General features: G+C 71.7%; 19 protein-coding genes. 12 read left to right on the forward strand and 7 right to left on the reverse strand.

Annotated elements, in window-relative coordinates:
• The first annotated feature begins 47 nt into the window (after nucleotides 1-47).
• Both ACZ5K7_RS27585 and ACZ5K7_RS27590 read left to right on the forward strand, forming a co-directional pair.
• Nucleotides 48-902, forward strand: a complete 855-nt coding sequence (locus ACZ5K7_RS27585) for a hypothetical protein (protein WP_468917241.1) — start codon at nucleotides 48-50, stop codon at nucleotides 900-902.
• A 46-nt stretch (nucleotides 903-948) separates the two neighbouring features.
• Nucleotides 949-1,260, forward strand: a complete 312-nt coding sequence (locus ACZ5K7_RS27590) for a hypothetical protein (RefSeq protein WP_046730425.1) — start codon at nucleotides 949-951, stop codon at nucleotides 1,258-1,260.
• 66 nt (nucleotides 1,261-1,326) lie between these two features.
• On the opposite strand, the gene ACZ5K7_RS27595 is transcribed toward ACZ5K7_RS27590, so the two are convergent.
• Genes ACZ5K7_RS27595 through ACZ5K7_RS27605 form a run of 3 tightly spaced genes read right to left on the reverse strand, consistent with a single transcriptional unit; the run spans nucleotide 1,327 to nucleotide 7,663 of the window.
• Nucleotides 1,327-5,865 (reverse strand): FtsK/SpoIIIE domain-containing protein, encoded by a 4,539-nt coding sequence (locus ACZ5K7_RS27595; protein WP_468917244.1) that lies wholly within the window; start codon nucleotides 5,863-5,865, stop codon nucleotides 1,327-1,329.
• A 50-nt stretch (nucleotides 5,866-5,915) separates the two neighbouring features.
• Nucleotides 5,916-7,094 carry a hypothetical protein gene (locus ACZ5K7_RS27600; RefSeq protein ID WP_468917247.1) on the reverse strand — a complete coding sequence of 393 codons (1,179 nt, stop codon included), beginning with the start codon at nucleotides 7,092-7,094 and terminating at the stop codon, nucleotides 5,916-5,918.
• Nucleotides 7,091-7,663 carry a sigma-70 family RNA polymerase sigma factor gene (locus ACZ5K7_RS27605; protein ID WP_468917249.1) on the reverse strand — a complete coding sequence of 191 codons (573 nt, stop codon included), beginning with the start codon at nucleotides 7,661-7,663 and terminating at the stop codon, nucleotides 7,091-7,093. The genes ACZ5K7_RS27600 and ACZ5K7_RS27605 overlap by 4 nt, the downstream gene beginning before the upstream one ends.
• A 297-nt stretch (nucleotides 7,664-7,960) precedes the next feature.
• On the opposite strand from ACZ5K7_RS27605, the gene ACZ5K7_RS27610 reads away from it, so the two are divergent.
• The 3 genes from ACZ5K7_RS27610 to ACZ5K7_RS27620 all read left to right on the forward strand — a co-directional run bounded on the left by ACZ5K7_RS27610 (nucleotide 7,961) and on the right by ACZ5K7_RS27620 (nucleotide 13,447).
• Nucleotides 7,961-8,908, forward strand: a complete 948-nt coding sequence (locus ACZ5K7_RS27610; RefSeq protein WP_468917251.1) for a ricin-type beta-trefoil lectin domain protein — start codon at nucleotides 7,961-7,963, stop codon at nucleotides 8,906-8,908.
• A 308-nt stretch (nucleotides 8,909-9,216) separates the two neighbouring features.
• On the forward strand, nucleotides 9,217-11,529 hold the full coding sequence (locus ACZ5K7_RS27615) for a glycosyl hydrolase family 95 catalytic domain-containing protein (RefSeq protein WP_468917254.1): 2,313 nt from the start codon (nucleotides 9,217-9,219) through the stop codon (nucleotides 11,527-11,529).
• Nucleotides 11,530-11,554: 25 nt separating this feature from the next.
• Entirely contained in the window at nucleotides 11,555-13,447 is a 1,893-nt protein-coding gene (locus ACZ5K7_RS27620; protein WP_468917256.1) for a glycoside hydrolase family 97 protein, read from the forward strand.
• On the opposite strand, the gene ACZ5K7_RS27625 is transcribed toward ACZ5K7_RS27620, so the two are convergent.
• Together ACZ5K7_RS27625 and ACZ5K7_RS27630 are read right to left on the reverse strand one after the other, a co-directional pair.
• On the reverse strand, nucleotides 13,438-14,352 hold the full coding sequence (locus ACZ5K7_RS27625; protein WP_468917259.1) for a phytoene/squalene synthase family protein: 915 nt from the start codon (nucleotides 14,350-14,352) through the stop codon (nucleotides 13,438-13,440). The genes ACZ5K7_RS27620 and ACZ5K7_RS27625 overlap by 10 nt on opposite strands.
• Before the next feature lie 53 nt (nucleotides 14,353-14,405).
• Complete coding sequence (locus ACZ5K7_RS27630; protein WP_351696370.1) at nucleotides 14,406-15,362, reverse strand: alpha/beta fold hydrolase; 957 nt, start codon at nucleotides 15,360-15,362, stop codon at nucleotides 14,406-14,408.
• A 277-nt stretch (nucleotides 15,363-15,639) separates the two neighbouring features.
• Here ACZ5K7_RS27630 and ACZ5K7_RS27635 point away from each other — a divergent pair, with 277 nt between their 5' ends.
• The 3 genes from ACZ5K7_RS27635 (at nucleotide 15,640) to ACZ5K7_RS27645 (ending at nucleotide 18,125) form a co-directional block, all read left to right on the forward strand.
• On the forward strand, nucleotides 15,640-16,581 hold the full coding sequence (locus tag ACZ5K7_RS27635) for a LysR family transcriptional regulator (protein ID WP_468917262.1): 942 nt from the start codon (nucleotides 15,640-15,642) through the stop codon (nucleotides 16,579-16,581).
• Nucleotides 16,582-16,692: 111 nt separating this feature from the next.
• Entirely contained in the window at nucleotides 16,693-17,445 is a 753-nt protein-coding gene (locus ACZ5K7_RS27640; protein ID WP_468917263.1) for a YoaK family protein, read from the forward strand.
• Between the two features lie 365 nt (nucleotides 17,446-17,810).
• Nucleotides 17,811-18,125, forward strand: a complete 315-nt coding sequence (locus ACZ5K7_RS27645) for a DUF6479 family protein (RefSeq protein WP_468917265.1) — start codon at nucleotides 17,811-17,813, stop codon at nucleotides 18,123-18,125.
• Between the two features lie 166 nt (nucleotides 18,126-18,291).
• On the opposite strand, the gene ACZ5K7_RS27650 is transcribed toward ACZ5K7_RS27645, so the two are convergent.
• Nucleotides 18,292-18,759, reverse strand: coding sequence for a nuclear transport factor 2 family protein (locus ACZ5K7_RS27650; RefSeq protein ID WP_351696362.1), 468 nt, complete (start codon nucleotides 18,757-18,759; stop codon nucleotides 18,292-18,294).
• Between the two features lie 135 nt (nucleotides 18,760-18,894).
• Here ACZ5K7_RS27650 and ACZ5K7_RS27655 point away from each other — a divergent pair, with 135 nt between their 5' ends.
• Nucleotides 18,895-19,473: a TetR/AcrR family transcriptional regulator gene (locus ACZ5K7_RS27655; protein ID WP_468917266.1), complete on the forward strand. Its 579-nt coding sequence runs from the start codon at nucleotides 18,895-18,897 to the stop codon at nucleotides 19,471-19,473.
• Nucleotides 19,474-19,484: 11 nt separating this feature from the next.
• Nucleotides 19,485-20,150: a Rossmann-fold NAD(P)-binding domain-containing protein gene (locus ACZ5K7_RS27660; RefSeq protein WP_468917267.1), complete on the forward strand. Its 666-nt coding sequence runs from the start codon at nucleotides 19,485-19,487 to the stop codon at nucleotides 20,148-20,150.
• 32 nt (nucleotides 20,151-20,182) lie between these two features.
• Here the strand turns inward: ACZ5K7_RS27660 and ACZ5K7_RS27665 are convergent, their stop codons facing one another.
• Complete coding sequence (locus ACZ5K7_RS27665) at nucleotides 20,183-21,334, reverse strand: MFS transporter (RefSeq protein WP_468917348.1); 1,152 nt, start codon at nucleotides 21,332-21,334, stop codon at nucleotides 20,183-20,185.
• Between the two features lie 358 nt (nucleotides 21,335-21,692).
• Here ACZ5K7_RS27665 and ACZ5K7_RS27670 point away from each other — a divergent pair, with 358 nt between their 5' ends.
• Entirely contained in the window at nucleotides 21,693-22,487 is a 795-nt protein-coding gene (locus ACZ5K7_RS27670; RefSeq protein ID WP_468917268.1) for an alpha/beta fold hydrolase, read from the forward strand.
• Nucleotides 22,488-22,707: 220 nt separating this feature from the next.
• The gene (locus tag ACZ5K7_RS27675) at nucleotides 22,708-24,954 is read left to right on the forward strand and encodes a carbohydrate-binding protein (RefSeq protein ID WP_468917269.1); all 2,247 of its coding nucleotides are present in this window, start codon (nucleotides 22,708-22,710) and stop codon (nucleotides 24,952-24,954) included.
• Nucleotides 24,955-24,975 lie beyond the last annotated feature (21 nt).

A 24,975-nucleotide genomic window follows, 5' to 3' on the forward strand; every position in this document is an offset into this window, starting at 1 on the left:
GTGCGGCGTGGTCCAACTGACCGGAGTCTCGACTGGGAGGCCCACGCATGGCCGATAGCCTGAAAATCGAATACAACGTCCTGAACGACGCCAAACGGGACCTGGAGAACCTGGCCGGCGACATCGGTCCGCTCCTCGACAACAGCACGTTCTCCCGGCTGGGCCAGACGGACTACGACGGGTACACCTCCAGCGAAGCCCTGACGGTCCTCGGTGACCAGACCCTGGCCGACGCGCTCTCGGGTTTCTACTCCAACGCGAGCAGCACCATGTCCCACGCGGACAAGGGCCTCAAGGAGCTGGCCGGCGCCTTCGGTTCGGTGGGCGAGGCGTTCCTGTCCTTCGACTCGGAACTGGCCCAGGGCATGGGCATCACGGGCAGCAACCTGGGCCTGCAGAACTACTTCCGGGACAAGGACCTGTGGGACTACAAGCAGTCCCACCTCGACCAGTGCGTGCCCGGCCCGGACGGCACGATGCCGGACTTCTGCTCGGCCACCGATCCGGGCAACCCGCCGCTGGACCAGACGATCAACACCGAGCGGGGCAGCGTCCACACCCACCTCACGCTCGACGACCAGCGCCATGTGATCAAGGAGGAGTCCACCGTCACCTACGACGGCAAGACGTACACCTCGGTCACCAACTACTCCCCCGACGGCAATCACTACACAACGGACACCTCCTACCCGGACGGCAGCACCGTCCACTCGGAGACCAACCTCAACTCCGACGGCAGCGGCACGATGGTGACCACCGGCAGCGACGGTGACCGCACCGAGTACACCCGTGGCCCCAAGGACGCCAACGGCAACCAGCCGGACTGGCAGCAGACGGGCGGCAACACCGATGACGACGACGGTGGGGGCGACGACTACAACAGCACCCCCGCCGCCTGGTGACGACCCGACCACCGCAACGACACCGACAGGAACGGACAGGAACCCCATGGCCAGCTACAACGGCATCAACCTCGACTACCACAAGATCGAGGAGGTCGTGAGCCTGCTGCACGACGCCCACGAGAACCTGCTGCCGGTGCTCAGCAACCTGCGCAACCGGGTCAACACCCTCGTTGACGACGGCATGGTGTTCCAGCAGTCCAGTGAGGTCATCCGCACGACCTACAACAACTTCGACACCAGCCTGCTGGCCGCCGTGAAGGGCATCAACGACTTCTCGGAGATGTTCAACGGCATCAAGGAGAACGCGATCCAGTTCGACCAGGGCATCAGCAGCAGCCTGCAGAACAACTCGTAACTCCCGTACGAAGAGGGCCTCGCCGGAAACTCCGGGGAGGCCCTCTTCGTACGCCCGCTGTGCCGGTCAGGCGCGCAGCGGCGTGAGCGGCACCTGGACGGCGAGCAGGGTGCCGCCGGGGCCGGCCGTCCAGGCCCGGCCCGGATGCGTGGCCGCCCGCACCACACTGGGCAGCAGGCGCAGGCCGACCAGATCGCCCTCGGACAGGTTCTTCGGCGCGAGGAGCAGACCGCTCCGGGCCCGCCGGGCGGCGAGGGTCCAGCCGCTCATGCCGCTCTGGAAGCCCTCCGCCGAGGCCGCGTAGACCAGGCCGAGACCCTGGTCGCGACCGGAGACGGCGAGCTCCTTGAGAAGCTTGTCCGCCGCCGAGTTGGTGAGCAGATCGGCGTCGTCGATCATCACCACCCGAGGTCCGGGCAGCGCGTCCAGCGCCGCCCGCACGGTGTCGGCCGAGGGGTCGCTGTCGGTGAGCACGGTGGCGGTGGCATGCCGGTCCAGGGCGCGCAGCGGCGACTCACGCGGGGTGAGCACCACCAGCGAGGTGCCGCCGGCCAGCAGCGACACGGCGATCGAGGCGAGGGTGTTGCTGCGCCCCGACCCAGCCGGGCCGAACACCCCGAACGCCGAGGCGGTGCCGGCCAGGTCCGTGCCGACGGGGCCGCCGTCGTCGCCGCCGACACCGAGCAGACCCCACAGCGGCCGCCGCTGGGCCGCCTGGACCTTCGCGTAGGCCTCGGCGAACTCCACCGAGCGCGGCAGCACGGCCACCTGGAACGGCTTCCGCGCCTCCGGCACCTGGGCGTCCCGCTTGCGGGCACTCTCGCCGATCGAGCGCAGCGCCTCCGCCTGCTCGGTACCGCCGCCCTCGGCGAGCAACGCCACCTGCGTCTCGGTGCCGCTGAGCACATGCCAGCCACGGCCGGGCGGGATGTCGGCCGGGATCTTGTTCGGCATCATGCCGACGGCCTGGTAGTCGCTGCGGTCGCCCTGGCGGAGCAGCAGCTTGTGGTCGTTGTGCGCGGCCATCCGCCCGCCCAGCAGCGACCGTTCCGAGGTGGCGACGACATGGATGCCGGCGGCGGCACCCTCGCGCATCAGCCGGATGACCTCCTGGAGCAGCTGGCCGTGGTCGTGTTCGTCGAGGATGACCTGCAACGAGTCCCAGCCGTCGATCAGCAGCATGATGTGCGCCGGCCGTTCGGCCTTCGGCAGCAGCCGGCGCAGCTCCGCGATACCGGTCGCGCTGTGCGTCTGGGCCAGGTCCTGCCGTTCGGTCAGTTCCTGGTTCAGCCGCCGAAGCATCCGCCCGAGCCGCTCCAGGTCGTGCCGGGACACCACACCGCCGCAGTGCGGGAGCGCACCGACGGCGGTGAGGCCGCCGCCGCCCGCGTCGATGCCGTACAGGTGCACGTCGGCGGTGCTCGCCACCCGGGCCGCCGAACCGGCGATGGTCCGCAGCACCTGGGTACGTCCGGAGCGCGGCGCGCCGATGATGTACAGATGCCCGAAGGTGGTGAGGTCGGCGACGGCGACCCGGCGCTGCTGGAGCTGCGGGACGTCCTCCAGGGCGTAGGGGATGACCAGGCGGCCGTCGCGGGTGGCGCCGAGTTCGTCCAGGTCGTCCAGGACCAGCCGGCGCTGGAGCGGCGGCAGCCAGGGGCTGGGCTGCTGGGTGAAGTCGTCGAGCAGGTCGGCCGCGGAACGGATCTCCTCGACGAGAACCTGGAGGTCGGTCGGCGCCGGACCCTGCGGGGCCGAGGCCGACACCGTCCGGGTCTCCGCGGGAAGTTCTGCGGGGCGGCCGAGGGCGTCCCAGCCCACGTCCACCGAACGCACGGGCTTGCGGGGACCGGCCTCCGGCTCGGCCGCCGAGGCCGGGTTCTCCCGGGGGCGTTCGGCACCCACCCAGGCGGTCTGGAACGGATCCGCCTGCCGCGGTCCGCGCCGTACCAGAGCCCGGCCGGGCGTGGCGGTGGAGATGTCGACGGCGTCCTTGACGTCGATGATGTCCTGGCTCTCGGTCTGGTCGGTGACCCGCAGCGCGATCCGCAGGTTGGTGTTGGCGCGGATGTCACCGGTGACCACACCGGCCGGCCGCTGCGTGGCCAGGATCAGGTGGATGCCGAGCGAGCGGCCCCGCTGGGCGATGCTGATCAGGCCGGGGACGAAGTCGGGGACCTCGCGGACCAGGGTGGCGAACTCGTCGATGACCAGCAGCAGCCGGGGCAGCGGCGCCAGCGAGGGATCCGCGGCCCGCTTGGCCCGGTACTCCGGGTGGTCCTTGGCGTCGGCGGCGGCCAGCACCTGCTCCCGGCGCCTCAGTTCGGCGGCCAGCGACTCCAGGGCCCGCTCCACGAGGTGGGCGTCGAGGTCGGTGACCATGCCGAGGGTGTGCGGCAGGTGGGCGCACTCCTTGAAGGCGCTGCCGCCCTTGTAGTCGACCAGCACGAAGGTGAGTTCGTCGGGCCGGTTGGCGGCGGCCAGCGAGGCCACGAACGTCTGCAGCAGCTCCGACTTGCCGGAACCCGTGGTACCGGCGACCAGGCCGTGCGGCCCGTCCTGCACCAGGTCCAGGGAGAGCGGCCCGTCGAAGCCGGTGCCGATGAGGAAGGAGGTGCTGGCGGGGTCGCGCTGCCAGCGCTCCAACAGGCCCTGCGCGTTCGGCGGTTCCTGCTCCAGCAGGTCCAGCAGGCGGACCCGCTGGGGGAGTCCGGCGTCGTGCTCGGGGCTGACGTCCCGGATCGGGGCCAGCGCCCGGGCCAGCTGTTCGCACCACTCGGGGGAGACCCGGTCGGCGCGGACGGCGGGCAGGTCGGGTGCGCCGGGGCGCCGCACGGTCAGCCGGCCGTCGGCCGCCAGGACCACACCGGTGCTCTCCTCGGGCAGCAGCCGCTCCTGCTCGTCCAGGCAGACGCTGAAGATCCGCACCCGCGGGCCCTCGGTGAGCACCTGGACCATGCCGGGCACGTCACGCAGCCGCCGGGCGCCGTCCGCGATCACCAGCACGTCGGGTTCGGTGAAGACCACGTCACGGTCGTTGCCGGTCTGCCGGCGGCGCGCCTGCACCTGGGAGACCAGTTCGCTCATCCGGGCGGCGGTGGACTCGGGGTCGTTGCCGATCAGCACCATCGGTCCGCCGGCCGTCCCGGGCTTGAGATGCGGCAGCCAGCGCGTCCACGCCCAGTCCGCCACCCGGTCCGGCTCGGTCAGGAGGACGACCCTGAGGTCGCGCGGGCTGTGCAGCACGCCCGCCTGCGCCACCAGCCAGCGCGCCAGCGGCTGCACCTCGGCGGCCGGACCGGCGATGCCGACGACACCGTGCGCGGTGATGTCGACGCCGATCGGCGTGTCGGGGATGTTCCAGCGGATCGAGCGGTGGTTCTCGTCCCGCGCCGGGTCCTCCAGTTCCCGTACCGACGGCTGGTCGACCGTGCCGAGGCGCAGCACGAGGTGATCGGGGTCCCGTCGGCGCCGCTCCCAGAGCCGGCCGCCGGGACCGGTCGCGATCAGGGCGACGGCCGCCGGGTCCGGGCCGGTCTTGTCACGGACCCGCCGCTCGCCGACGACCGCGTCCCGGACCTGCTTCTCCATGACGTCACGGCGCTGCTCATAGGCCCGCTCGGACTCCAGGAACTGCTTGCGGGCCGCACGCCGGCCGGTCGCCCAGTTCGACAGCATCATCATCGGGCTGAGGAACAGGAACACCAGGAAGTAGTACGACTTGAAGATGCTGACCATGAACAGGCCGAGGACGATCGGGGAGATCATCATCACCGTCGGGAACGGCCGCTTCTGCGGCGGCGACGGCGGCTGCGGCAGCCGGACCCGCTCGGCGTCCAGGTGCGGGGCGATCCGCGGCGGCCGGTTGTAGTCCACGCCGTAACCGTCGGCGGACGGGGTGACGGCCGCGTCCGGCTCGACCGGCGTGCTCATCCGCAGCAGCACCGGACCGACCGTCAGATCTTCACCGGCCGGCCAGGGCACCGGCCCCGGCCCCGGCGGCCGTTCCCGGGGCGGCTGGGGGCGGGGCCTGCGCAGCTGGGTGATGGCGTCGTCGGGCGGCGGTGAGGCGAGCCGGGCCCGGACGGTCGCCTCGGGCTCGGCGTCGGTGCGGTGCCAGGCCGCGGAGCCGTCCGCGCCGACCGTCACCCACAGCCCGGACTCGGGAACTCCGGCGCCGGCGTCGAGCCGCAGGGCGCACAGCGGGTCGGTGCCGATCTCGTGGCTGCCCGGGCCGAGCCGCCAGGTCCGCCCGGCACCGGGCCCGGAGACGATGTGCACCTCGGCGAGGACACCGTCCTGGTCGCTGTCGTCATGGACCCGGACCAGGTCGGCCGGGCGGGCCGGACCGCCGAGCCCGAGCAGCCCGCCGTCGCGGATGCCGCTGCCGGAGACCCGGGTCTCGGGGGCGAGCCGGTGGCCGTCGGCGTAGAGGTTGCGCGCCTGCGAGGCGCCGGCCGTGGCCCAGTCGGCGCCGCCGGCGGCGGCCTCGTCCTGGGTCAGGGCGGCGGCGAGATCGCCGACGGTGGCGTTCGAGGGCAGCCGGACCTGGTGGTCGCGGCGCTGTCCGTCCGTGGCGTCCACGGTGGTGATGGTGAGGTTCACGGCTCCCAGCCGGCGGTCGTTCGTGCGGAATCAGGGGACGGGTACGGCGGTTACGGCGCCGGCGGCGAGCTCGCGGAGACACCGGCCGCACCTGAGGTGCTCGGTTCCGCGAAGTCGTCGTCGCTCTCGGCCGCCGGGGCCGGAGCGGGTACCGGCGCGACGGCCGGTTCGGCCTCGGGGGTCGGCCGGGTGGCCGAGACGCCGGTCGGCCCGGCGACCGGCGCCGCGCCGGCGTCGAGGTCGGGCTCGTCCGGCAGCAGGTCGGGATCGGCGGCCGAGGTGGCGTCCTGTGGACGCGTGACCTCGTCGTCCGGGCGGTCGGGGCACGGCGGCAGCGCGGACAGGGTCCGGGCCACCGCCCGCGACAGCGGCAGGACGTCGACCCGGGCGGCGGCGGGAGCGCCGTGCGCCGTGAGCGTCGAGTCCGGCGCGATCTCCAGCAGCCGGGTGCGGCCCCGGGCCACCCCGAGACTCAGCAGCCGCACACCTGACGGCAGCGGCCTCTCCAGCGGGTCGGCGCACACGGCGACCTCGATGCCGGGCTGCCCGACGGTGGCGGTGGCCGTCGCCCCCGGATGCCGGGGGTGCACCCCGCCGGCGATGGCGACCCGGCCCTCGGGCAGCCGGGCGTCCACCTGGGCGGCGAGCGCCTGGAGCACGGCGCGGGCCGTACGGGCGGCACGCGGCGGCCCGAACACGGACAGCGCGGGCGGCCCGGATCGCAGGTCGAGCAGCACGGCGTGCCCCATGTCGTGCCCCACGCAGACCAGCAGCGGTACGGCCGGGTCCTCGGTGTCGCCCGTGAGGTCGGCGCGGTCGATCCACCACAGCCGCGGATCGGTCTCGTCGGCCGCCCACGGCTCCGGCGGCTCGCGCAGCGCTTCGCCGTCCGCCGCGACCAGCACGGCCATCCACTCGGGGCCGGCCAGCACGCCGTAGGGACGGACCCCCGGGCGGACGGACGCGGCCAGGGCCGTGGCCCGCTCGGCGTCGGCCCACACGGCCGGGTCGCGCAGCAGCCGGACCAGCAGCCGCAGTCCGCGCCGGTAGCGCAGTTCGGTGCGGACCGGACCGGTGAACGCCCGCACGGTGAGGGTGATCTCACGCCGGAGGCGGCGCCACAGGGCCTTCCAGCCGCCGCCGCGCCGCACCAGCCAGCTCGTGACGGCGAAGACGAGAACCAGCAGGCCGACCAGGCCGAGCAGGGTGGTGATGGTGTCGGAGGTCATCGCGTCTCTCCCCGGAGTCTCTCTGCTCCGGCCGGGTGGCAGCCGTGGGATTCGAGGGTCGCGCGCAGCGCGCGGATGCCGTGATGGGTACGGGACTTGACCGTGCCCGGGGGCAGCCCGAGCTGGCGGGCCACGTCGTCGCCGGCCTGTCCCAGCAGATGGACCCGGGCGACGGCCTCGCGGTGGGCGGGAGCGAGGGTGCGCAGCGCGGAGACCAGCACCCGGCGGTCACCGACCTGTTCGGCGTGGTCGGGCACGGGCGCCGGCCCGGCACCGCCGAAGTCCGCCGCGGTGATCCCCACCGGGACGGTCCGGTCCCGACGCCGGTTGTCGACCACCAGGTTGCGGGCGACCCGGAACAGCCACATACGGATGGGTCGGTCCCGCCAGTCCAGCCGGCCGGCCGACTGCCAGGCCCGCAACAGGGTTTCCTGGACGACGTCCTCCGCGCCGTGGGGATCACGCCCCATCATGCCGGTCACGAAGCGGCGCAGGCTGTCGCGCTCCGCGAGCAGGAGGCCGAGCGTCCGGTCCGCGCCGTCGGCGCGGTCATGGTCGATGAGGCTCAATGCCTCCGCCTTCCGGTGTCGGGTTTAGCTGTTGTGCTGTCTTGCGGTGTTGCTCTGTGTCACTGTGAAACGCTTCAGGCACGAACGCTAGCGCGAAAAACGGAAGTTCCCGAAGTCACCATTGCTGTGCACTTCAACAAGTTCGTCACAGGCAACTCCGCATAGGTGGACGGAAGGTGACGTTCGGCGGGATCTTCGTGTGCAGGCGTCCGGAGCTGGGCCTTCTCTTGGTTACTGTTCCTGTGTCCCGCTCGTTCCGGGCGTTCCGAGAACTTCACGAGACCTTCAGGAGACGACGTGCCGCCCCTTCGTAAACCCCGGCCCTCGGCGGAACGGCCCGGCAATCCGGCGGGACGTTTCAGTGACACCTTCGCCAACCGTCCCGCCACGCCCCGCCGCGGGCTGGTACCGGGCGTACGGGTGTGGGCGACCGTGGCCGCGGCGGCCGGACTGACCGTCGTCGTGGCCCTGGCCGTACCGGTGCTGAGCCATGTCGACCTCTTCCCGGACCCCGACACCACACCGGCCGCGGCGGTGGCGCCGGGGGAGCCGACAACGCTGACCAGCACGTCGGAGTCGCCGTTCCCGTCACCGACGCCGTCCCACACCCCCTCGCACAAGCCCGCCAAGACCGGTTCCGGCGGCTCCGGGTCCGGCGGCGGCACGGGCGCCGGCTCGACCGGGCAGCAGTCCGGCGGCGGATCCGTCAGCTCCGGTTCGAACTCGAACTCGGGCACGAGCTCGGGCTCCTCCTCGTCCGGCTCGTCCGGTACGAAGTCGAGCGGCACCAAGTCGTCGTCCTCGGGCGGGAAGTCCTCCTCCGGCGGCTCCTCGTCGAGCGGGGGCACCAAGACCACCACGGTCCCCGGCGTGGCGCTGATCGGGAACCCGTCCGGCCGCTGCGTGGACGTCACCAACGCGGGCGGGGACGGCACCCGGCTGGAGATCCTGGACTGCTCGGGCGCGGCCAAGCAGAAGTGGGTCTTCCAGTCGGACGGCACCATCCGCTCGCTCGGCCTGTGCATGGACCTGGCCTGGGGCAACACCGCCAACGGCACCGCGATCCAGGTCGCCAAGTGCAGTGGCAACCGCGCCCAGCTGTTCTACCTCAGCTCCGCCGGCGACCTGGTCAGCTCCCTGGCCGACAAGTGCGTGGACGTCACCGACAACGGCACCGGCAACGGCACCAAGCTCCAGCTGTGGACCTGCGCCGGCACCCCCAACCAGAAATGGCACAAGGGCTGACCTGCCTGGGGCTCTTCTTCGTCGGCCGCGACCCGGTGAACGGGTCGCGGCCGACGGCGTTCAAGCCGGCCACAGCCGCCCCCGCCACCCTCCGAGATGACCGGCGCGCGCATTCGGCTGCGCCAGCACAGGTCAATTCATCGGAGGAGTCAAGAACCTGAGCAAGGGTTGTCGATGTGAACCCAAAGCTCAACGCCTGAAGTGACGAACAAACTCCACCCGTTGAGGCGGTTGACAGGTCCACACGGGCTGCTAGGTTCCGCGATACACCCGATGTATCGAGGATCCGTCAGGTCTGGAGGACGACGATGACCTCGCAGCCGGAGCAACGTTCACCGGTGCCCCGCAGAGCCGTACTCGGCACCGCCCTCGGTGGCGCGGCAGCCGCGGCCCTGCCCGGAACCGCACACGCCGCACAGCAGCCCCCAGCGGCGGCGGGCGTCCGCGGACGCCCCTGGAAACTCCGCGACACCATGACCACCGACAGCGCCTGGGACCGGTTCCTGCGCGGCCAGGACCTGCTGTGGAGCAGACTGCCCACCCTCTGGTACGAGGGGCCGTTCCTCGGCGACGGGCTGCTCGGCAGCATGATCTACCAGGAGCCGGGCACCCAGCAGATCCGCTTCACCGTGCAGCACGGCCGGGTCCAGGACCACCGGCCCGAGTTCGGCAGCGGCTGGGGCACCGCCCGCCTCCCGGTCGGGCACCTCACACTCGAACCGGCCGGCACCATCACCGCCGTCGACTGGCGGCTGAGCCTGTGGAACGCCGAACTCACCGGAACCGTCACCACCACCGCCGGCACCCTCACCCTCGCCGCCCTCATCCACGACGAGGTCCTCGCCGTCCGCGCCACGGCCCACGGCGGCGAACACGTCACCTGGACCTTCCACCCCGAGGAGGCCATCAGCCCGCGGAAGATCCAGGAGTCACCACCCGCCGGCTACACCGCCAACCCGCCCTGGACCGAACGGACGTCGGCCGACGGCACCGAGCAGGTCCTCCAACCTCTCACCGGCGGCGGCCAGACGGCCACCTCCTACCGTCGTACCGGCGACGAACTCCTGCTGAGCGTCGGCCACAGCTTCCCCTCGGACACCGCCGCCGAGGCCGACTCCCGCCGCAACCTGCGCCGCGCGGTGTCCTACGGCACCCTCAGACGACGGCACATCCGCTGGTGGCACGCCTTCTACCGGAAGAGCTTCGTGTCCTTCCCCGACCAGCGGCTGCAGAGCTTCCACTGGATCCAGCTCTACAAGGTGGCCTGCGCCAGCCGCGCGGACGGACCGGTCATGGCCACCCCCGGGCCCTGGCTGGAGCCCACCCCCTGGCCGGCGGTCTGGTGGAACCTCAACGTCCAGCTCGAATACTGGCTGATCCACGCCTTCAACCACCCGGAACTGGACGCCCTCGCCACCACCCTGCGCCAGAACCAGGAACAGCTCACCGCCAACGTGCCCGCCGCCTACCGCTCGGACAGCTCCGGCATCGGCCGCAGCTCCGACATGTTCGCCCACCGCGAGGTGGGCCGGCCCGGCACCGGCGCCGAGACCGGCGACCTCACCTGGGCCCTGCACAACGTGTGGCTGTCCTACCGGCACTCCATGGACAAGTCCCTGCTGCGCGACACCATCTACCCGGTGCTGCGCCGCGCCGTCAACTACTACCTGCACTTCCTCACACCGGGCAGCGACGGCAAGCTGCACCTGCCGAGCACGCTGTCGCCCGAATACCCCGTCGTCCCGCCGCAGGACACCAACTACGACCTGGCGTTGATCCGCTGGGGCTGCCAGACCCTCCTCGACTCCGCCGAACTGCTCGGCATCGACGACGAGTCGAAGCCCCGCTGGCAGGAGGTGCTGGCCCGGCTCACCCCGTACCCCGTCGACGACAACGGCTTCATGATCGGCGCCGACACCCCGTACGACCAGTCCCACCGCCACTACTCGCACCTGCTCATGGTGTACCCGCTGTACCTGGTCAACTGGGACCAGCCGGAGAACCACGACCTGATCACCAGGTCGGTCGTCCGCTGGCACGCGCTGACCGGCGCCCACCGCGGCTACAGCTACACCGGGGCCGCCTCCATGTACGCGATGACCGGCGACGGCAACACCGCGATCGGCTACCTGCGGAAGTTCTTCGACCCCACGACCCGCTACCCCTGCCGGGCCAACACCCACTACACCGAGGCCGGTCCGGTCATCGAGACCCCGCTGTCCGCCTCGCAGTCCCTGCACGACATGTTCTGCCAGAGCTGGGGCGGGATCGTGCGGGTCTTCCCGGCCGTGCCGACCGCCTGGGCCGACCTCACCCTGCACAACTTCCGTACCCAGGGCGCCTTCCTGGTCAGCGCCGTCCGCAAGGCCGGGACCACCCGGTTCATCCGGATCCGGAGCCTGGCCGGTGAGCCCCTCAACCTCCGGCACGGTCTGACCGGCCCCCTCACCGTCCTGCTCGACGACGGCTCCCCGGCCCGCACCCACGACCTCGGCGACGGCACCCTCGCCATCGATCTGCCCCGCGGCCGCGAGGTGCTCGTGCACTCCGGATCCCGCCCCGACCTCGTCATCGCACCGGTCGCCGTCAGCGAACCGGGTGCGGCCTGGGGACTGCCGTAACCACCGACCGGAAGACAGGCTTCCCATGGCTGTTCCGCTCCCGAGAACCGTGGTCGCCGCGCTCTGCGCCGGACTGGCGGCCACCCTCCTCACCACCGCGCCCGCCCGGGCCGAGCAGCGGTCGCACACCTGGACCGTCGCCGAGGCGGCCCACGCACCCCGGGCCCACATCGCCCTCGACACCACCACCGGCACCCTCAGCCTCGCGGTCTCGCGTGCCGGCCGTACCGTGATCGAACCGTCGCCCGTCGGCATCGTCACCCAACAGGCCGACCTGTCACAGGGGTTGCGCTTCCTGCACCGCAAGGACCGTACGGTCGAGGAGCACTACCGGGCGAAGTCCGGGAAACGGCTGGACCGCAGGGTGCGCATGAACGAGACCTGGCTGTCCTTCGGCACCGCCGCCGGCGCCCGCCTCGACCTGGTCGTCCGCGCCTCCGCCGACGGCATCGCCTACCGGTACGTCCTGCCCGCCGGATCCGGCGACGTGCTCGGCGAGACCTCCGCGTTCGACCTGCCGGCGGACGCGGGCGCCTGGCTCAGCACCTACCGGGTCGACAACGAGGGCCAGTTCAACCAGTACACGGCGGCGACCGCCCCCAGTGGCGAGTACTCGGACCAGGCTCTCTTCGCCACCCCCGGCGGCTACACCCTGCTCGCCGAGTCCGACCTCAGCGGCACCTACTCCGGCGCCCGGCTCGCCCACACCCAGGGCACCGGCACCTACCGCGTCAAGCTCGCCGACACCCAGGTCCACACCGACGGGCCGCTCGCCACCCCCTGGCGGGCCATGATCACCGGCGACCTCGCCACCGTCACCCGGTCCACCTTCACCGACGACCTCGCTGCCGCGTCCAAGGTCGCCGACCCGTCCTGGATCCACCCCGGGACCGTGCTGTGGACCTGGCTCGCCGGCGGCCGCACGGCAGGCCAGAGCCTCGCCGCGCAGAAGGCGTACGTCGACTACGCGGCCGCCCGGCACTGGCCCTACGAGGCCGTCGACGCCGGCTGGTACTTCAAGACCGACGCGTGGGACACCACCGACCCGGACTGGGGGACCGACAGCTGGCTGCCCGAACTCGTCGACTACGCGCGGGCCAAGGGCGTCGGGATCGTCGTCTGGATCCACCAGCGCGACCTCGACACCCCCGAGGAACGCGCCCAGTGGCTGCCCACCCTGGAACGCTGGGGCGTCAAGGGCGTCAAGATCGACTTCATGAACTCCGAGGCGCAGTCCATGCTCAGGTGGTACGACGCCATCCTCCCGGAGACCGCCGCCCACCACCTGCTGGTCGACTTCCACGGCGCCACCCTCCCCAAGGGCATCCAGCGCACCTGGCCCCAGGTGATGAGCATGGAGGCCGTCGGCGGCGAGGAGAAGCGCACCAACACCGCAGCCCACCTCACCACCCTCCCCTTCACCCGCAACGTGATCGGCTCCATGGACTTCACCCCTGGCGGCTTCCAGCGCGTCGGCCAGCGCCCGGACTCCGACGCGGCCGAGACCGGACTCACCGTCGCCTACGAGTCCGGCCTCCAGATGCTCGCGGGCACCCCCGAGTCGTACGACGCCCGGCCACTCGCCCGGGACTTCCTCGACCAGCTGCCCGCGGCCTGGGACGACACCCGCCTGCTGGCCGGCAGCCCCGGCCGGGAAGCCGTCCTTGCCCGCCGCGGCGAGAACCGCTGGTTCCTGGGCGGGGTGTACGCGGGCGCCGCCCACACCGCCACGGTCCCCCTGACCATCGGCCGCGGACGCTGGCTGGTGCATACGATCCGGGACGGAGCCCAAGGCCTCGTGCAGGAGAGCCGAGTCCTGCGCGGCGGTGACGACCTGAGCGTCGACGTCGTCGCCGACGGCGGCTTCGCCGGGATCGCCTGCCCCTGGCATCCGGGCGTCACCAGCTGCTACCGCTGAGCACGCACCGCCCGCCGGCGGGCACCGAGCACCAGCTTGAGGGTGCCCGCCGTGGACGGTGACGCCGAGCCGCGCAACACGTCCGTGCCGGGCGCGAGCACGGCCTCGGCGGTGAGCAGTTCGATCTCGATCAGCGTGCCCACCAGCGGGCGGTGGGCGGCCGGGATCAGTTCGAGCAGTTCCCGGGCCGACCGCAGGTCGGCCCGGGCGGTCTCGACCTCGTGTGCCACGAGCGAGCGCAGACCGGGCGAGGCCCGGCCCGCCGCGAGGTCCTGCGCCGTGACCGAGAAACGCTTCAGGGTCTCCGCGGGGATGCCCGGCCGGCCCTCCCGCAGGTCCTCGGCGAGGTCGTTGACGAAGTCCAGCCGCTGGCTGCCGTCGATGAGCTGGCGGCAGCCGGCCAGGAACCGTCCGCCGGGATCGGTCTCGGGCCCCAGCAGCGCGCCTATCAGCAGGAAGGCCGGCATCGAGTAGGCGTCGAGATAGTCCTGGTAGTCCGACTCGGTCGCGAAACCGGTGAACTCCAGCTCGGTGGTGGCGGTGGCCAGATAGGCCGTCACGAGCTCCCGGTGCCGGGGGTACACGGCGACCGTGTGCAGGAGGGTGCGGACCAGGGGATCGTCACTGGTCCCCGTCTCCAGCCCCGCGCGCACCCGCCGCTCCCAGTCGGCCCACGCCTGCGCGCGCCCCGCCTCGGGACCGCTGTCCAGCAGGTCGTCGCCGTGGTGCATCACGGCCGTCGCGGCCACCACATGGGGCTGCACCGCGGGCGGCAGCAGCATCCGGCAGGCCAGATAGGCGCTCCGGCGATACCGCCGGACCGTACGCCGTTGGATGCTGTAGTCCCGCCGCAGCTCCGCATCCCGGATCCCGGCCGCGGTCAGGCTCTGATTCCACGCGCTCACGAGAAGATCGTAGAGGCAGGCGCGGACCGCGGAGCCCGACCGCGGAGGAGCGGTCAGGAAAGGGACTTGAGGAAGTCGACGAGCGCCGCGTTCACCTCGTCCGGCCGCTCCTGCTGCGTCCAGTGGCCGCAGCCCGCCAGCTTGACGGGATCGCGCACCAGGTTGGGCATCAGGGCGGGAAGCCGCTCGATGAGTTCGGGCGTACCGGGGAACGCCGGGACCACGTCGCGGTCGCCGTAGACGTACAGCGCGGGCGGAGTGACGCGGGCACCCTGCCAGGGAGCGGTCAGTTCCCAGTTGCGATCGAGGTTGCGGTACCAGTTGAGGGCACCGGTGAAACCCTGCGAGAAGCTCTCGGTGAGGGCGTCCAGGTCCTCCTCGGTGAACCAGGCCGGCAGTACCTCGGGATCGCGCATGTCGGCGAGCCAGCCGCGCTCGGGGTCGACCAGCGGCTGCCGGACCTCGCGGGCGCCGTCACCGGCGGCCATGGAGAAGAACTTCCGCAGCGTGGTGCGCGGGTCGCGGCCGAACTCGGCGTCGGCGACACCCGGCCGGTTGAAGTAGTTCCAGTAGAAGCGGCCACCGAACATCTCGTCCATGGCCTGCAGCGGCGGCCTCGTCCCCCGGAACGGCGGCGGCACGCTCAGCCCGGCCACCCCGCGCACCAGATCCGGCCGGAACAGCGCGGTGTGCCAGGCCACCGGCGCGCCCCAGTCGTGCCCGACGACGAACGCCTTCTCCTCGCCCAACTCCCGGATCAGCCCGACGACATCGCCGACCAGGTGGAAGATGCTGTACGCGTCGACGTCCTCGGGGTGGTCGCTGCCTCCGTAGCCCCGCTGGTCGGGGGCGACCACATGGAAGCCGGCCGCGGCCAGCGGGCCGAACTGGTGCTGCCACGAGTGCCATGATTCGGGGAAGCCGTGCAGCAGCACGACCAGCGGGCCGGAACCCTCCTCGGCGATGTGCAGCCGGATTCCGTTCACGTCGATCAATCGATGCTGAACCATGTGCACGAGCGTACGCGCAATGATCTTCGGCCACCGTGTCCGGTACCGCCGCCGGGCGCGCTCAGGGCGCTGTGTCCCGCACGGTGGCGATGGCGTCGAAGGCGTGCGTGACCTCGGAACGCCGTGAGCCTGTCAGAACCAGACCCGGAGATCATCCGCCGAACGCCGACGACCTTGCCATGCCGTGCGGGAGCCGAGCCGTGGATGTGCCGTGCGGGCGCCGCCCGGCATCGGCGTGGCACATGAATTGACCTCGATCGATCGGCGAGGGAGATTGATGTCCATGGAACTGCGGCATCTGAGGTACTTCCTGGCGGTCGCCGAGACCCACAACTTCACCCAGGCCGCCGCGCGTTGTTATGTGGCGCAGTCGGCGCTGAGCCAGCAGATCGCCCGGCTGGAGAAGGACGTCGGCGCCCCGCTGTTCAGCCGCACCAGCCGCTCGGTACGGCTGACCGCCGCCGGTGAGCTGCTGGAGCCGCGGGCCCGGCGCATCCTCGCCGACGTCGACAACGCCCAGGCCGCTCTCGACGCGCTCGCGGGTCTGCGCCGCGGACGGCTCCGGCTGGGCCTGGTGCAGACGATGGCAGTGCCCTTCGACATGGTGGAGGTACTGGCCGACTACCGCGCCCGCTATCCCGGCGTCGACCTGCGCGTCTCCAACGATCCCAGCTCCAAGATGGCCGCCGCGGTCCTCGCCGGCACCCTCGATGTCGGGGTGGTCGGACTCGCCGCCCGGCAGGTGCCGGAGGGGCTGGACCACCGGACGCTGGGCAGCGCCCCGCTGGTCGCCGTCGTACCGCGCGAGCACGCTCTCGCGGACCGGGAGGCCATCGATCTGGCCGAGCTGCCGGACAGCCACCCGCTGATCCAGTTCACGCGGGGCAGTGGCTTGCGCCACCAGGTCGAGGCGGCCTTCGCCCGCGCGGGAGCGGAGGCGGGCCGGCACTTCGAGGTGGGCCAGATCCACGACATGATCCGGCTGGCCGCCCGCGGGGTGGGCGTCACCGTCGTACCCCGCTCCACCGTCGTCGGACCCGGCTCCGTGCTGGGCCTCGACGCCGCCGACGAACTGCCCCTGGGTGCGCGGATGCTGCGTCTGACGGACGACGAGGCCGTGCACCACATCTGCGTGGCGTACGACGGCACCCGGCTGGCTCCGGCCGCCGAGGCGTTTCTCGAGGTCCTCGAAGACCACGGCGGCGATCGATCGGCATGACCGATCGCTGGATCCGGATCCATATGTTGGACAGTGCGACCGGGGTGGCCGGAGGCTGGAGGGGACCCACCGCGCGAGGTGCGGTTTCGTTCCAGTCCCGAAGGGACCGCCATGTTGATCAAGGATGCCGTCCGGCCCGTACTCCGTGACGCACGGGCGACCGTGCTGCCCGACCCGGCGGACCGCCATGGCCCCCTGCCCCCGCTGATGCTCGCCCTCACCGTGGTGACCGGCCTCGTGGACGCCTTCAGCTACCTGGTGCTCGGCCATGTCTTCGTCGCCAACATGACCGGCAACGTGGTCTTCTCCGGCTTCGCGATCGCGGGCGCCGCGGGGTTCTCCCTGGCCGCCTCGCTGGCCGCGCTGGCCGCCTTCGGCGTGGGCGCCCTGCTGGGCGGCCGGATCGCGCACCGGGCCCGCGCGCACCGCGGCCGCGTCCTGCGCCTGGCGCTCGTCCTGGAGACGGTCCTGTTCCTGGCGGCCTACGGCGTCGCCCGGTACGGCGCCCCCCTGGACACCGCCGGGACCCGGTACGAGCTGATCGCGCTTCTCGGCCTCGCCATGGGCGTCCAGAACGCGACCGCCCGCGCGCTCGCCGTACCGGACCTCACCACGACCGTCCTGACCCTGACCATCACCGGCATGGCCTCCGACAGCAGGGCCGCCGGAGGCGGTGGAGGCAAGACCGGCCGGCGTGCCCTCTCGGTGCTGGCGATGTTCGCCGGCGCCCTGATCGGCGCCTTCGCCGTCCGCGACGGCACCCCCGCCCTGCCGCTGCTGCTCGCCACCGTGCTCCTCGCGGGCAGCACGCTGGACGCTTTCGCCCTGACCCGCTCGGACGCACGCTGGACCGACCCGCTGTGACCGTCGGGCCACCGGCGCCGACGGCCTCCGTCGCCCGGCTGATGCGGGGCCGGGACGTCGGCGCCGTCCTGGCGACCGAGGTAGGGCACCCGCGGTGCCGGGTTGCCGTCGCCCGGCCGCGGCCGCTCCGGTTCGCGCGGACGCCCAGCCGTGAGTGGCCCGGCGAGGAGGGCGGGCGAAGCTGAACGCAGACACCCTCCGGGCACCCCGGCGCCGGCCGAGAAGAAGCCGCCACGCGGGACGGACGGAGCCTTCTCGACCCCCGGGCGGCGCTACCGGCGACGCGGCGAATGCCGTGTCCGGTGCGCCGTGCCTTGTCTCGCGGGCATTCGCCGTGCCGCTGTGGGTACCCGGCGACGATGTACATGACTCATGAGCAACTGGCCGCCGCCGGACCGGCGGCGGGGATGATCGTGATCGTCGTCTGCGGTGTACTGGTCGTGGCCGCGCTGGTGGGGGCCGTCCGGCTCGGCATCGGGGTACGACGGCGGGAGTCCGTGCCGCCCCGCCGCTCGGAACACCCCACGCCGCCGCGCACCGGGCCGGTGCGCGAGGAGCGCGAGATGCGCGAGCCGAACGAGGTGCCGCGGGCCGGGAGCGACGGTGAACGACTCACCCCGTACCAGCTCGGCAACGCCCCCACCAGGTCCGGCGAGAACCAGACCCGGCCCCGCTGGTAGCCGGCTTCGGCGGTGCCTTCCGCAGCGGGGGGCAGTGGTGAGACGTGACGGCCCCCGCCTCGTCGGGGCTCGTCACCGGGATGCCGCCGATGTCCGGCTCGCTCTCCCGTGGCCGCCGAGTACCCGGTCCCGCCGCGCACGCCCTTCGCCGCAATGCCCGCCGGTGTCACGGTGTCGAGGGGCGCGTCTCCGTCCAGTCGACCATCAGACGGCGCTCGGCGAACAGCCATTCGCCGTCCTGCCTGGTGAACTCGTCGAGATAGCGGATGGACGCGATCATCAGCGTGCGCCCGCCGTCGTCCCCGACCGAGAGATGGTGGGCCAGGCAGTAGCTCTCGCCGGTCGCGCGGTCCCCGTCGAGGGAGACGGTGCTCTGGCCGTTGAAGTGCGTCGTCGTCCGATACGAGTTGAGGTTGTCGAACACGGGGGCCAGGGAGTCGCGGCCGTGCAGCTCCTGCGTCGGCTCCGCCGCCGTGGCGTCCATGAACACCAGGAAACGGGTGTCCTCGGTGAACAGGCTCATCTGGCCCTTGGCGTCGCGCCGGTCCGCGCAGTGGGCGTAGGCGTCGATCAGCTCACGGATGGCCAGCCGGTCGGCGGCCTCCTGAGGTGAGACGGAGGTGTGGGCGGCCATGCGGAGCTCCTCGGGCTTTCTTGCACCTGTCTGTTTGACAGATGTATAAAAGCATCGTAATTCTGGCCACGCAACGGCTGTGTACAGAGGTGTGGACAGGAGGGCAGTGCTCTGAACGACCGGATCGATCCGCGCGTGACCCGAACGGTCCGCGCCTTCGAGCAGGCCGTCGTGGAGCCGGCCTCGGAGCGTCCCGTCTCTCAGATCACCGTCGCCGAGCTCGCGGACCGGGCCGGTGTCACCCGGGCGACCTTCCGCAACCGCTACAGCACCCCGCTGGAACCGCTCGTCCAGGTGCTGTCCGACGACCTGGAGCGCGGCCGGCGCAGCGACGACAAGCTGCGTGCCGCGGGCGGACACTCCGCTCCCGAGTTGTTCCGGCTGGCCGCGGCCGACATCGCCGACCACGCCGAACGGTTCGACGGCGTCTACCGGAACTCCCTCGCCGATCCGGCGGACAGCGGTGTGTACGAGGCATTCGTACGGCACTTCGGCGAGTACGCCCTGGCATTCCCGGCCCGCACCGAGCAGCATGGTCTCCCCGGTGCCGGCCGTCAGACGATCGCGCAGTTCATGGCCCACGGTTTCGCCGGGGCCGTCAAGGCCTGGCTCGACGACCCGTCCGTCACCAAGGACGAGCTGGTCGCCTCGGCCGTGGCCTGTGCACCCGCCTGGTGGAGGTCCGGTCCCGTGCCGGACCCCGCCTCCCAGTGATGGAGCCCTTTGTGAACGTCGTCGTCTTCGGCGCGTCCGGCATGGTCGGACAAGGCGTCCTGCGCGCCTGCCTCCTCGACCCCACGGTCGACAGCGTCCTGGTGGTGGTCCGCCGCCCGCTCGGCGTCACCCACCCCAAGCTGACGGAAGTCCTCCACGACGACTTCACCGACCTGTCCGCCATCAGTGACCGGCTGACCGGCCTGGACGCCTGCTTCTACTGCCTCGGTGTCTCCTCCACCGGGATGAGCGAGACCGAATACACCCGCGTCACCTACGACTTCACCCTCGCCGCCGCCCGCGCGCTGGTCGCCGCCAGTCCCGGACCGACCTTCACCTACGTCTCCGGTGAGGGCACCGACAGCACGGAACAGGGCCGCACCATGTGGGCACGGGTGAAGGGACGCACCGAGAACGCCCTGCTGGCCATGCCGATGAACGCGTACATGTTCCGCCCCGGCTATATCCAGCCCCGCCACGGAGCGGTCTCCCGGACCCGCGTCTACCGCGTCACGTACTCCCTCACCTCCTGGCTCTACCCGCTGCTGCACCGCCTGGTGCCCGCCCACACGACGACCACCGAACACCTCGCCCACGCCATGCTGGCGCTGACCCGCCCGGGCGTGACCGAGAACCGGGTGCTGTACAGCAAGGACATCAACCGCCTGGGCGCCTGACAGTTCCCCTTCGGCGACCGGGCCGCCCGGCATCACGTTGCCCGGCGTGCGGCTACCAGCATGACGATCACGGAGGTCAGAGTGAGCGCGGAGCCGGTGTAGAGCGGTGCCCGGTAGCCGAGGCCCGCGGTGATGGCCAGGCCGCCGAGCCAGGCGCCCAGGGCGTTGCCGACGTTGGACGCCGAGACGTTGGCGCTCGCGGCCAGTGCCGCTCCGTGCGCCGCGTCGGTCACCCGAGTGATCATGCCGGGGACGGCGGCGAACCCGGCCACCCCCATCAGGAACACCAGCATCACCGATGCCACGGCACTGCCGGCCAGCAGACCGAACACGGCCAGCGTGACGGTCAGTCCCAGCAGCGCCAGCACCAGGGCACGGTCGCGGTCCCGGTCCGCCGCTCGCCCGCCGATCAGGTTCCCTGCGACCAGTCCGGCGCCGTACAGCATCAGCAACCAGGCGACAGCCGCCGCGGAGAACCCGCTGACCTCGGTGAAGGTGTACGCGATATAGCTGAACGCACCGAACATCCCGCCGTAGCCGAGCGCGGTGGCGGTCAGCGTCAGCCACACCTGCCAGGAGCGGAACGCCCGGAACTGGTCCCGCAGGCCGGTCGACGCCCGGCCGCCGGCCGCCGCCCCCGCCCGGCCGGGTACGAGAGCGATGATGCCGGCCAGCGCCAGTACGCCGATCGCGGTGACCGCCCAGAAGGCCGCCCGCCATCCCCAGCGCTCGCCCACCAGCGCGCCGAACGGCACACCGAGCACGTTCGCGAGCGTCAGCCCGGCGAACATGACCGCCACGGCACGGGACTTCCGTTCCGGTGCGACCAGGCCACGCGCGACGAGCGAGCCGATACCGAAGAACGAACCGTGGCACAGGGCGGCGACGATCCGCCCGAGCAGCAGCACGGAATAGGCGGGCGCGATCGCGGACAACAGGTTTCCGACGACGAACAAGGCCATCAGCCCGACCAGGACGTGCTTGCGCGGCAGCCGCATCGTCGCCGCGGTGAGGGCGATCGCGCCGACGGCGACGCTCAGCGCGTACCCGGAGATCAGCCAGCCCGCGGTCGCCTCGGACACCGAGAAACCCGACGCCACCTGTGGCAGCAGACCGGCGATCAGGAACTCGGTCAGCCCGATGCCGAAACCGCCAAGGGCCAGTGCGACCAACCCGATCGGCATCCGCCGCGGTTCCGTCCCGCGCCCGTCGGGCAGCGCGGGCCTGTCGCCGACCCCGACGACCCGGATTTCGCCCATGAACCGACCCTCGCCGCCGACGGCGGCCCCGTCCATGGACAGAGATCCGGGGAGCTTGGACGAATCGATACGCGCGTGGAGGTCGTCGTGCGGGCCGCAAATGCGTTGGACGGGTCGGGCTCCGGTGCGTAACGTCCGTGGGGCCGTGATGTCGTGCGAGGAGGTGAGACCCATGAACGCTGTAGCAGAGTGGGTGCTCCCTCTCCCCGTCACGGTCGGGCGACTGACGTAGGTGTCGCCGGGAGCGCCTGTACGAGAAGGCCGTCCCGAAAGGCAACAACCCATGCAGTCCCTACGTTTCACCGCGGAGACCACGTCGGACGGTGTCGTCGAACGCGACTTCACCCTGGGCGGGATCCCCGGCGTGCTCTGGTCACCCGAGTCCGGCTCCAGGGCCGGAGCCGAGTCCGGTCCCGATCGTGCGCCCCTCGTGCTGATGGGCCACGGCGGCGGCACCCACAAGAGATGGCCGGCGATGACGGGCCGGGCCCGTCTCCTCGTGGCCGGCTGCGGCTTCCACGTCGCCTGTGTCGACGCTCCCGGTCACGGCGACCGGCCGCGTACCGCGTACGACGAGCGGGAGATCGCCGAGTTGTACCGGGCGCGGGCGGCGGGCGAACCGGAAGGTCCCGTCGTCGTCCGCTACAACGCCCACCTGGCAGAACGCGCCGTACCGGAATGGCGGGCGATCCTCGACGCGCTCCAGGCGCTTCCGGAGATCGGCGCCGGGGGACCGGTCGGCTACTACGGCCTGAACATGGGCACCGCGATCGGGGTGCCGCTGACGGCGGCCGACGCCAGGATCACCGCCGCGGTCTTCGGGCTCCACTGGCCCGATGCCCTGGCCGACGCGGCCCGGCGGATCACCGTCCCGATCGAGTTCGCGCTCCAGTGGGACGACGAGCACATCCCGCGTGAGGCCGGACTCGCGCTGTTCGACGCCTTCGCCTCCAAGGAGAAGACGTTGCACGCCAACACGGGCAGCCACAAGGAACTGCCCAGGTTCGAGGCCGACAGCGCGGTCCGCTTCTTCGCCCGGCATCTGCTCCGCGCCGGCACCTCACCGGCCCTGACCTGACGGACCGCCGGCGCCCGGCCACATCGCCCGGCCGTACCCGCCGCACCGGCCGGGCGCCGGCACCACCCATCTCGAAACCCTTTCTTCACGCCTTGACTTAACATCGGGGACATTGCTTGGATCTCAAGTCGGCGTTCCCTGTGTGCCGTTGGTGACGCAGCTGTCACGCGCCTTGGTTCGGCACGGCACAACCCCCGATCCACCAAGCCCAGGAGCAGTTGTGAGACGTACGCTCACCACGATCGCGGCCGTAGCCGCGATGACACTGCCACTCATCGGTGCGGGCCCGACCGCGCAGGCCGACCGGGCCGCGAGCGGGCACGGCCAGGTCGTGACCGGCACCTACTCCACCGGCGGCGCGCAGGCCTGGCGGCCCCTGCCGATCGTCAGGACGGGCACGGACACCGGTGGCCCCGTCGACGCCACCGTGGTCGCCGACCCCAGCGCCCTCCGGCAGCGGTACACCGGCATCGGTTTCTCCCTGGACGAGACGAGCGTCTCCAACCTGTGGAAGCTCACCCCCGGTGAACGTGCCAAAGCCATCCGGCTCCTTGTCGACCCCGAGCACGGTGCGGGACTCGACCGGTTCCGGCTGACGATCGGCAGCCCCGATCTCATCGAGCACCTCCCGTTCTGGTCGGAGGACGACCTGCCCGCCGGAGTCACCGAGGACTTCGGCCTGAAGCACTTCTCCATCCGGCGGGACCTCGACCTGCACATCATCGACACCATCAAGCTCATCCAGCGCTACAACCCCCACGCCACGTTCTTCGCGTCGGCGTGGAGCGCACCCGCCTGGATGAAGACGAACAACCGGTTCCTCGGCGAGGTCGCCCTCAAGCCCGGGAGCAGCACGGACTACTACCAGGTCGGCAAGTTGCGGGACGACTGCATCGAGGTGTTCGCCCGGTACTACGTCAAGTACGTCCAGGCGTACGCCCGGCAGGGCATCCGCGTGGACGCGCTGACCCTGCTGAACGAGCCGGGAATGGACGTCGTCTACCCGGCCATGGACATCAGCGTCGCCCAGCAGCAGAAGCTGGCCCTGGCGATCAAGCGGGAACTCCGTGCCGCCCACCTGGGGACCACCCAGCTGTATGTACACGACTTCAACTTCTGGGACTGGCACGACCCCAACAGCACCGCGACGAAGAACTACTACCGCATCTTCGAGGACGCCCCGGACGGTTCGGTGACCGGCGCCCAGGTCCGCAAGGCGGCGGACGCCATCGCCTTCCACCCCTACTGGGGTGACCCGACCGTCATGCGCGACGCCTACGAGCAGACGGGGAAGCCGGTCCAGCTCACGGAGACCAGCGACCTGTCACCCTCGACCGTCCTCGGCGACTTCCGCCTCGACGCCGGTTCCTACATCCTGTGGGCCCAGACCACCGACCAGGACGGCGGCACCCTGCACTGGACGCCGTCGCGGGACAACAACATCGACTGGGACCAGGTCGCGGCGACCACCAAGTGGCCCGACCGGCTGGTCACGGTGAACACCGCCACCAAGGCCTTCACGGTCCGCGACGAGCTGTACCAGCTGGGCCAGTTCGCGAAGTACCTGTCACCCGGTGACGTACGCCTGGAGTCCAGCGCCGCGCAGGACGGCGTCAGCAACGTGGTCTACCGGACCCGCGACGGCGGCTACGTGGCCGTCCTCGGCAACGGCGCCGGATCCGACCGCAGGGTCCGGATCACCGTCGGCGGCCAGACGTTCGTCGTGACCGTACCGGCGGGCTCCTTCGCCACCTACCGTTGGCAGGGCAAGGCCGCCACGGGCTCCCGCAACCACGCCCCGGTCCTCGCCCCGGCCGCGGACGTCGTCGCCGACCAGTACGGCACCACCCAGGTGCAGCTGAAGGCCACCGACCGGGACGGCGACCGGCTCTCCTACTACGCCACCGAACTGCCCGACGGCGTCACCCTCGACCCCACGACCGGCCTGGTCACCATCCGTCCCACGGCCACCGGCGAGCGGGACCTGACCTTCTACGCCACCGACGGCCGGGCCCACGACCAGGTGACCCTCCACCTGACCGTACGCCCCCACGCGACACCCGTGGGCGAGAAGATCGAGGCCGAGGGCTACACGGACCAGCACGGCTGGCCGGCCGACGGCAGCAACTTCATCGAGAGCAACCCGGCCGCCAGCGGCGGCAAGAACGTGGGCTGGACCGCCGCCGGCAACTGGCTGACGTACCGCGTCGAGGTGCCGACGACCGGCTCGTACGATCTCGAACTGCGCGTCGCCAACGGCACGGCCGCCACCGCGGCGAACGCGGTGTCCCTCCGCGACGACAGCGGCACGACCCTGGCGACGGCGTCCGTGCCGTCCACCGGCGGCTGGGCGAGCTACCAGTCGGTGCATGTGCCCGTCACCCTCCGGGCCGGGGAACAGACGGTCACCGTCCACTGCGAGACCGGCGGCTTCAACCTCGACTACCTGCGCCTCACCGCTTCCTGACACCGCCGTCCCGGCGCCGGA

It is taken from the genome of Streptomyces sp. NPDC031497, assembly GCF_055580905.1.

Coding starts and splice junctions, on each gene's coding strand:
- ACZ5K7_RS27585 (WP_468917241.1), top strand. CDS start 48: ATGGCCGATAGCCTGAAAATCGAATACAACGTCCTGAACGACGCCAAA.
- ACZ5K7_RS27590 (WP_046730425.1), top strand. CDS start 949: ATGGCCAGCTACAACGGCATCAACCTCGACTACCACAAGATCGAGGAG.
- ACZ5K7_RS27600 (WP_468917247.1), bottom strand. CDS start 7,094: ATGACCTCCGACACCATCACCACCCTGCTCGGCCTGGTCGGCCTGCTG.
- ACZ5K7_RS27615 (WP_468917254.1), top strand. CDS start 9,217: ATGACCTCGCAGCCGGAGCAACGTTCACCGGTGCCCCGCAGAGCCGTA.
- ACZ5K7_RS27620 (WP_468917256.1), top strand. CDS start 11,555: ATGGCTGTTCCGCTCCCGAGAACCGTGGTCGCCGCGCTCTGCGCCGGA.
- ACZ5K7_RS27630 (WP_351696370.1), bottom strand. CDS start 15,362: ATGGTTCAGCATCGATTGATCGACGTGAACGGAATCCGGCTGCACATC.
- ACZ5K7_RS27635 (WP_468917262.1), top strand. CDS start 15,640: ATGTCCATGGAACTGCGGCATCTGAGGTACTTCCTGGCGGTCGCCGAG.
- ACZ5K7_RS27640 (WP_468917263.1), top strand. CDS start 16,693: ATGTTGATCAAGGATGCCGTCCGGCCCGTACTCCGTGACGCACGGGCG.
- ACZ5K7_RS27645 (WP_468917265.1), top strand. CDS start 17,811: ATGACTCATGAGCAACTGGCCGCCGCCGGACCGGCGGCGGGGATGATC.
- ACZ5K7_RS27650 (WP_351696362.1), bottom strand. CDS start 18,759: ATGGCCGCCCACACCTCCGTCTCACCTCAGGAGGCCGCCGACCGGCTG.
- ACZ5K7_RS27665 (WP_468917348.1), bottom strand. CDS start 21,334: ATGCCGATCGGGTTGGTCGCACTGGCCCTTGGCGGTTTCGGCATCGGG.
- ACZ5K7_RS27670 (WP_468917268.1), top strand. CDS start 21,693: ATGCAGTCCCTACGTTTCACCGCGGAGACCACGTCGGACGGTGTCGTC.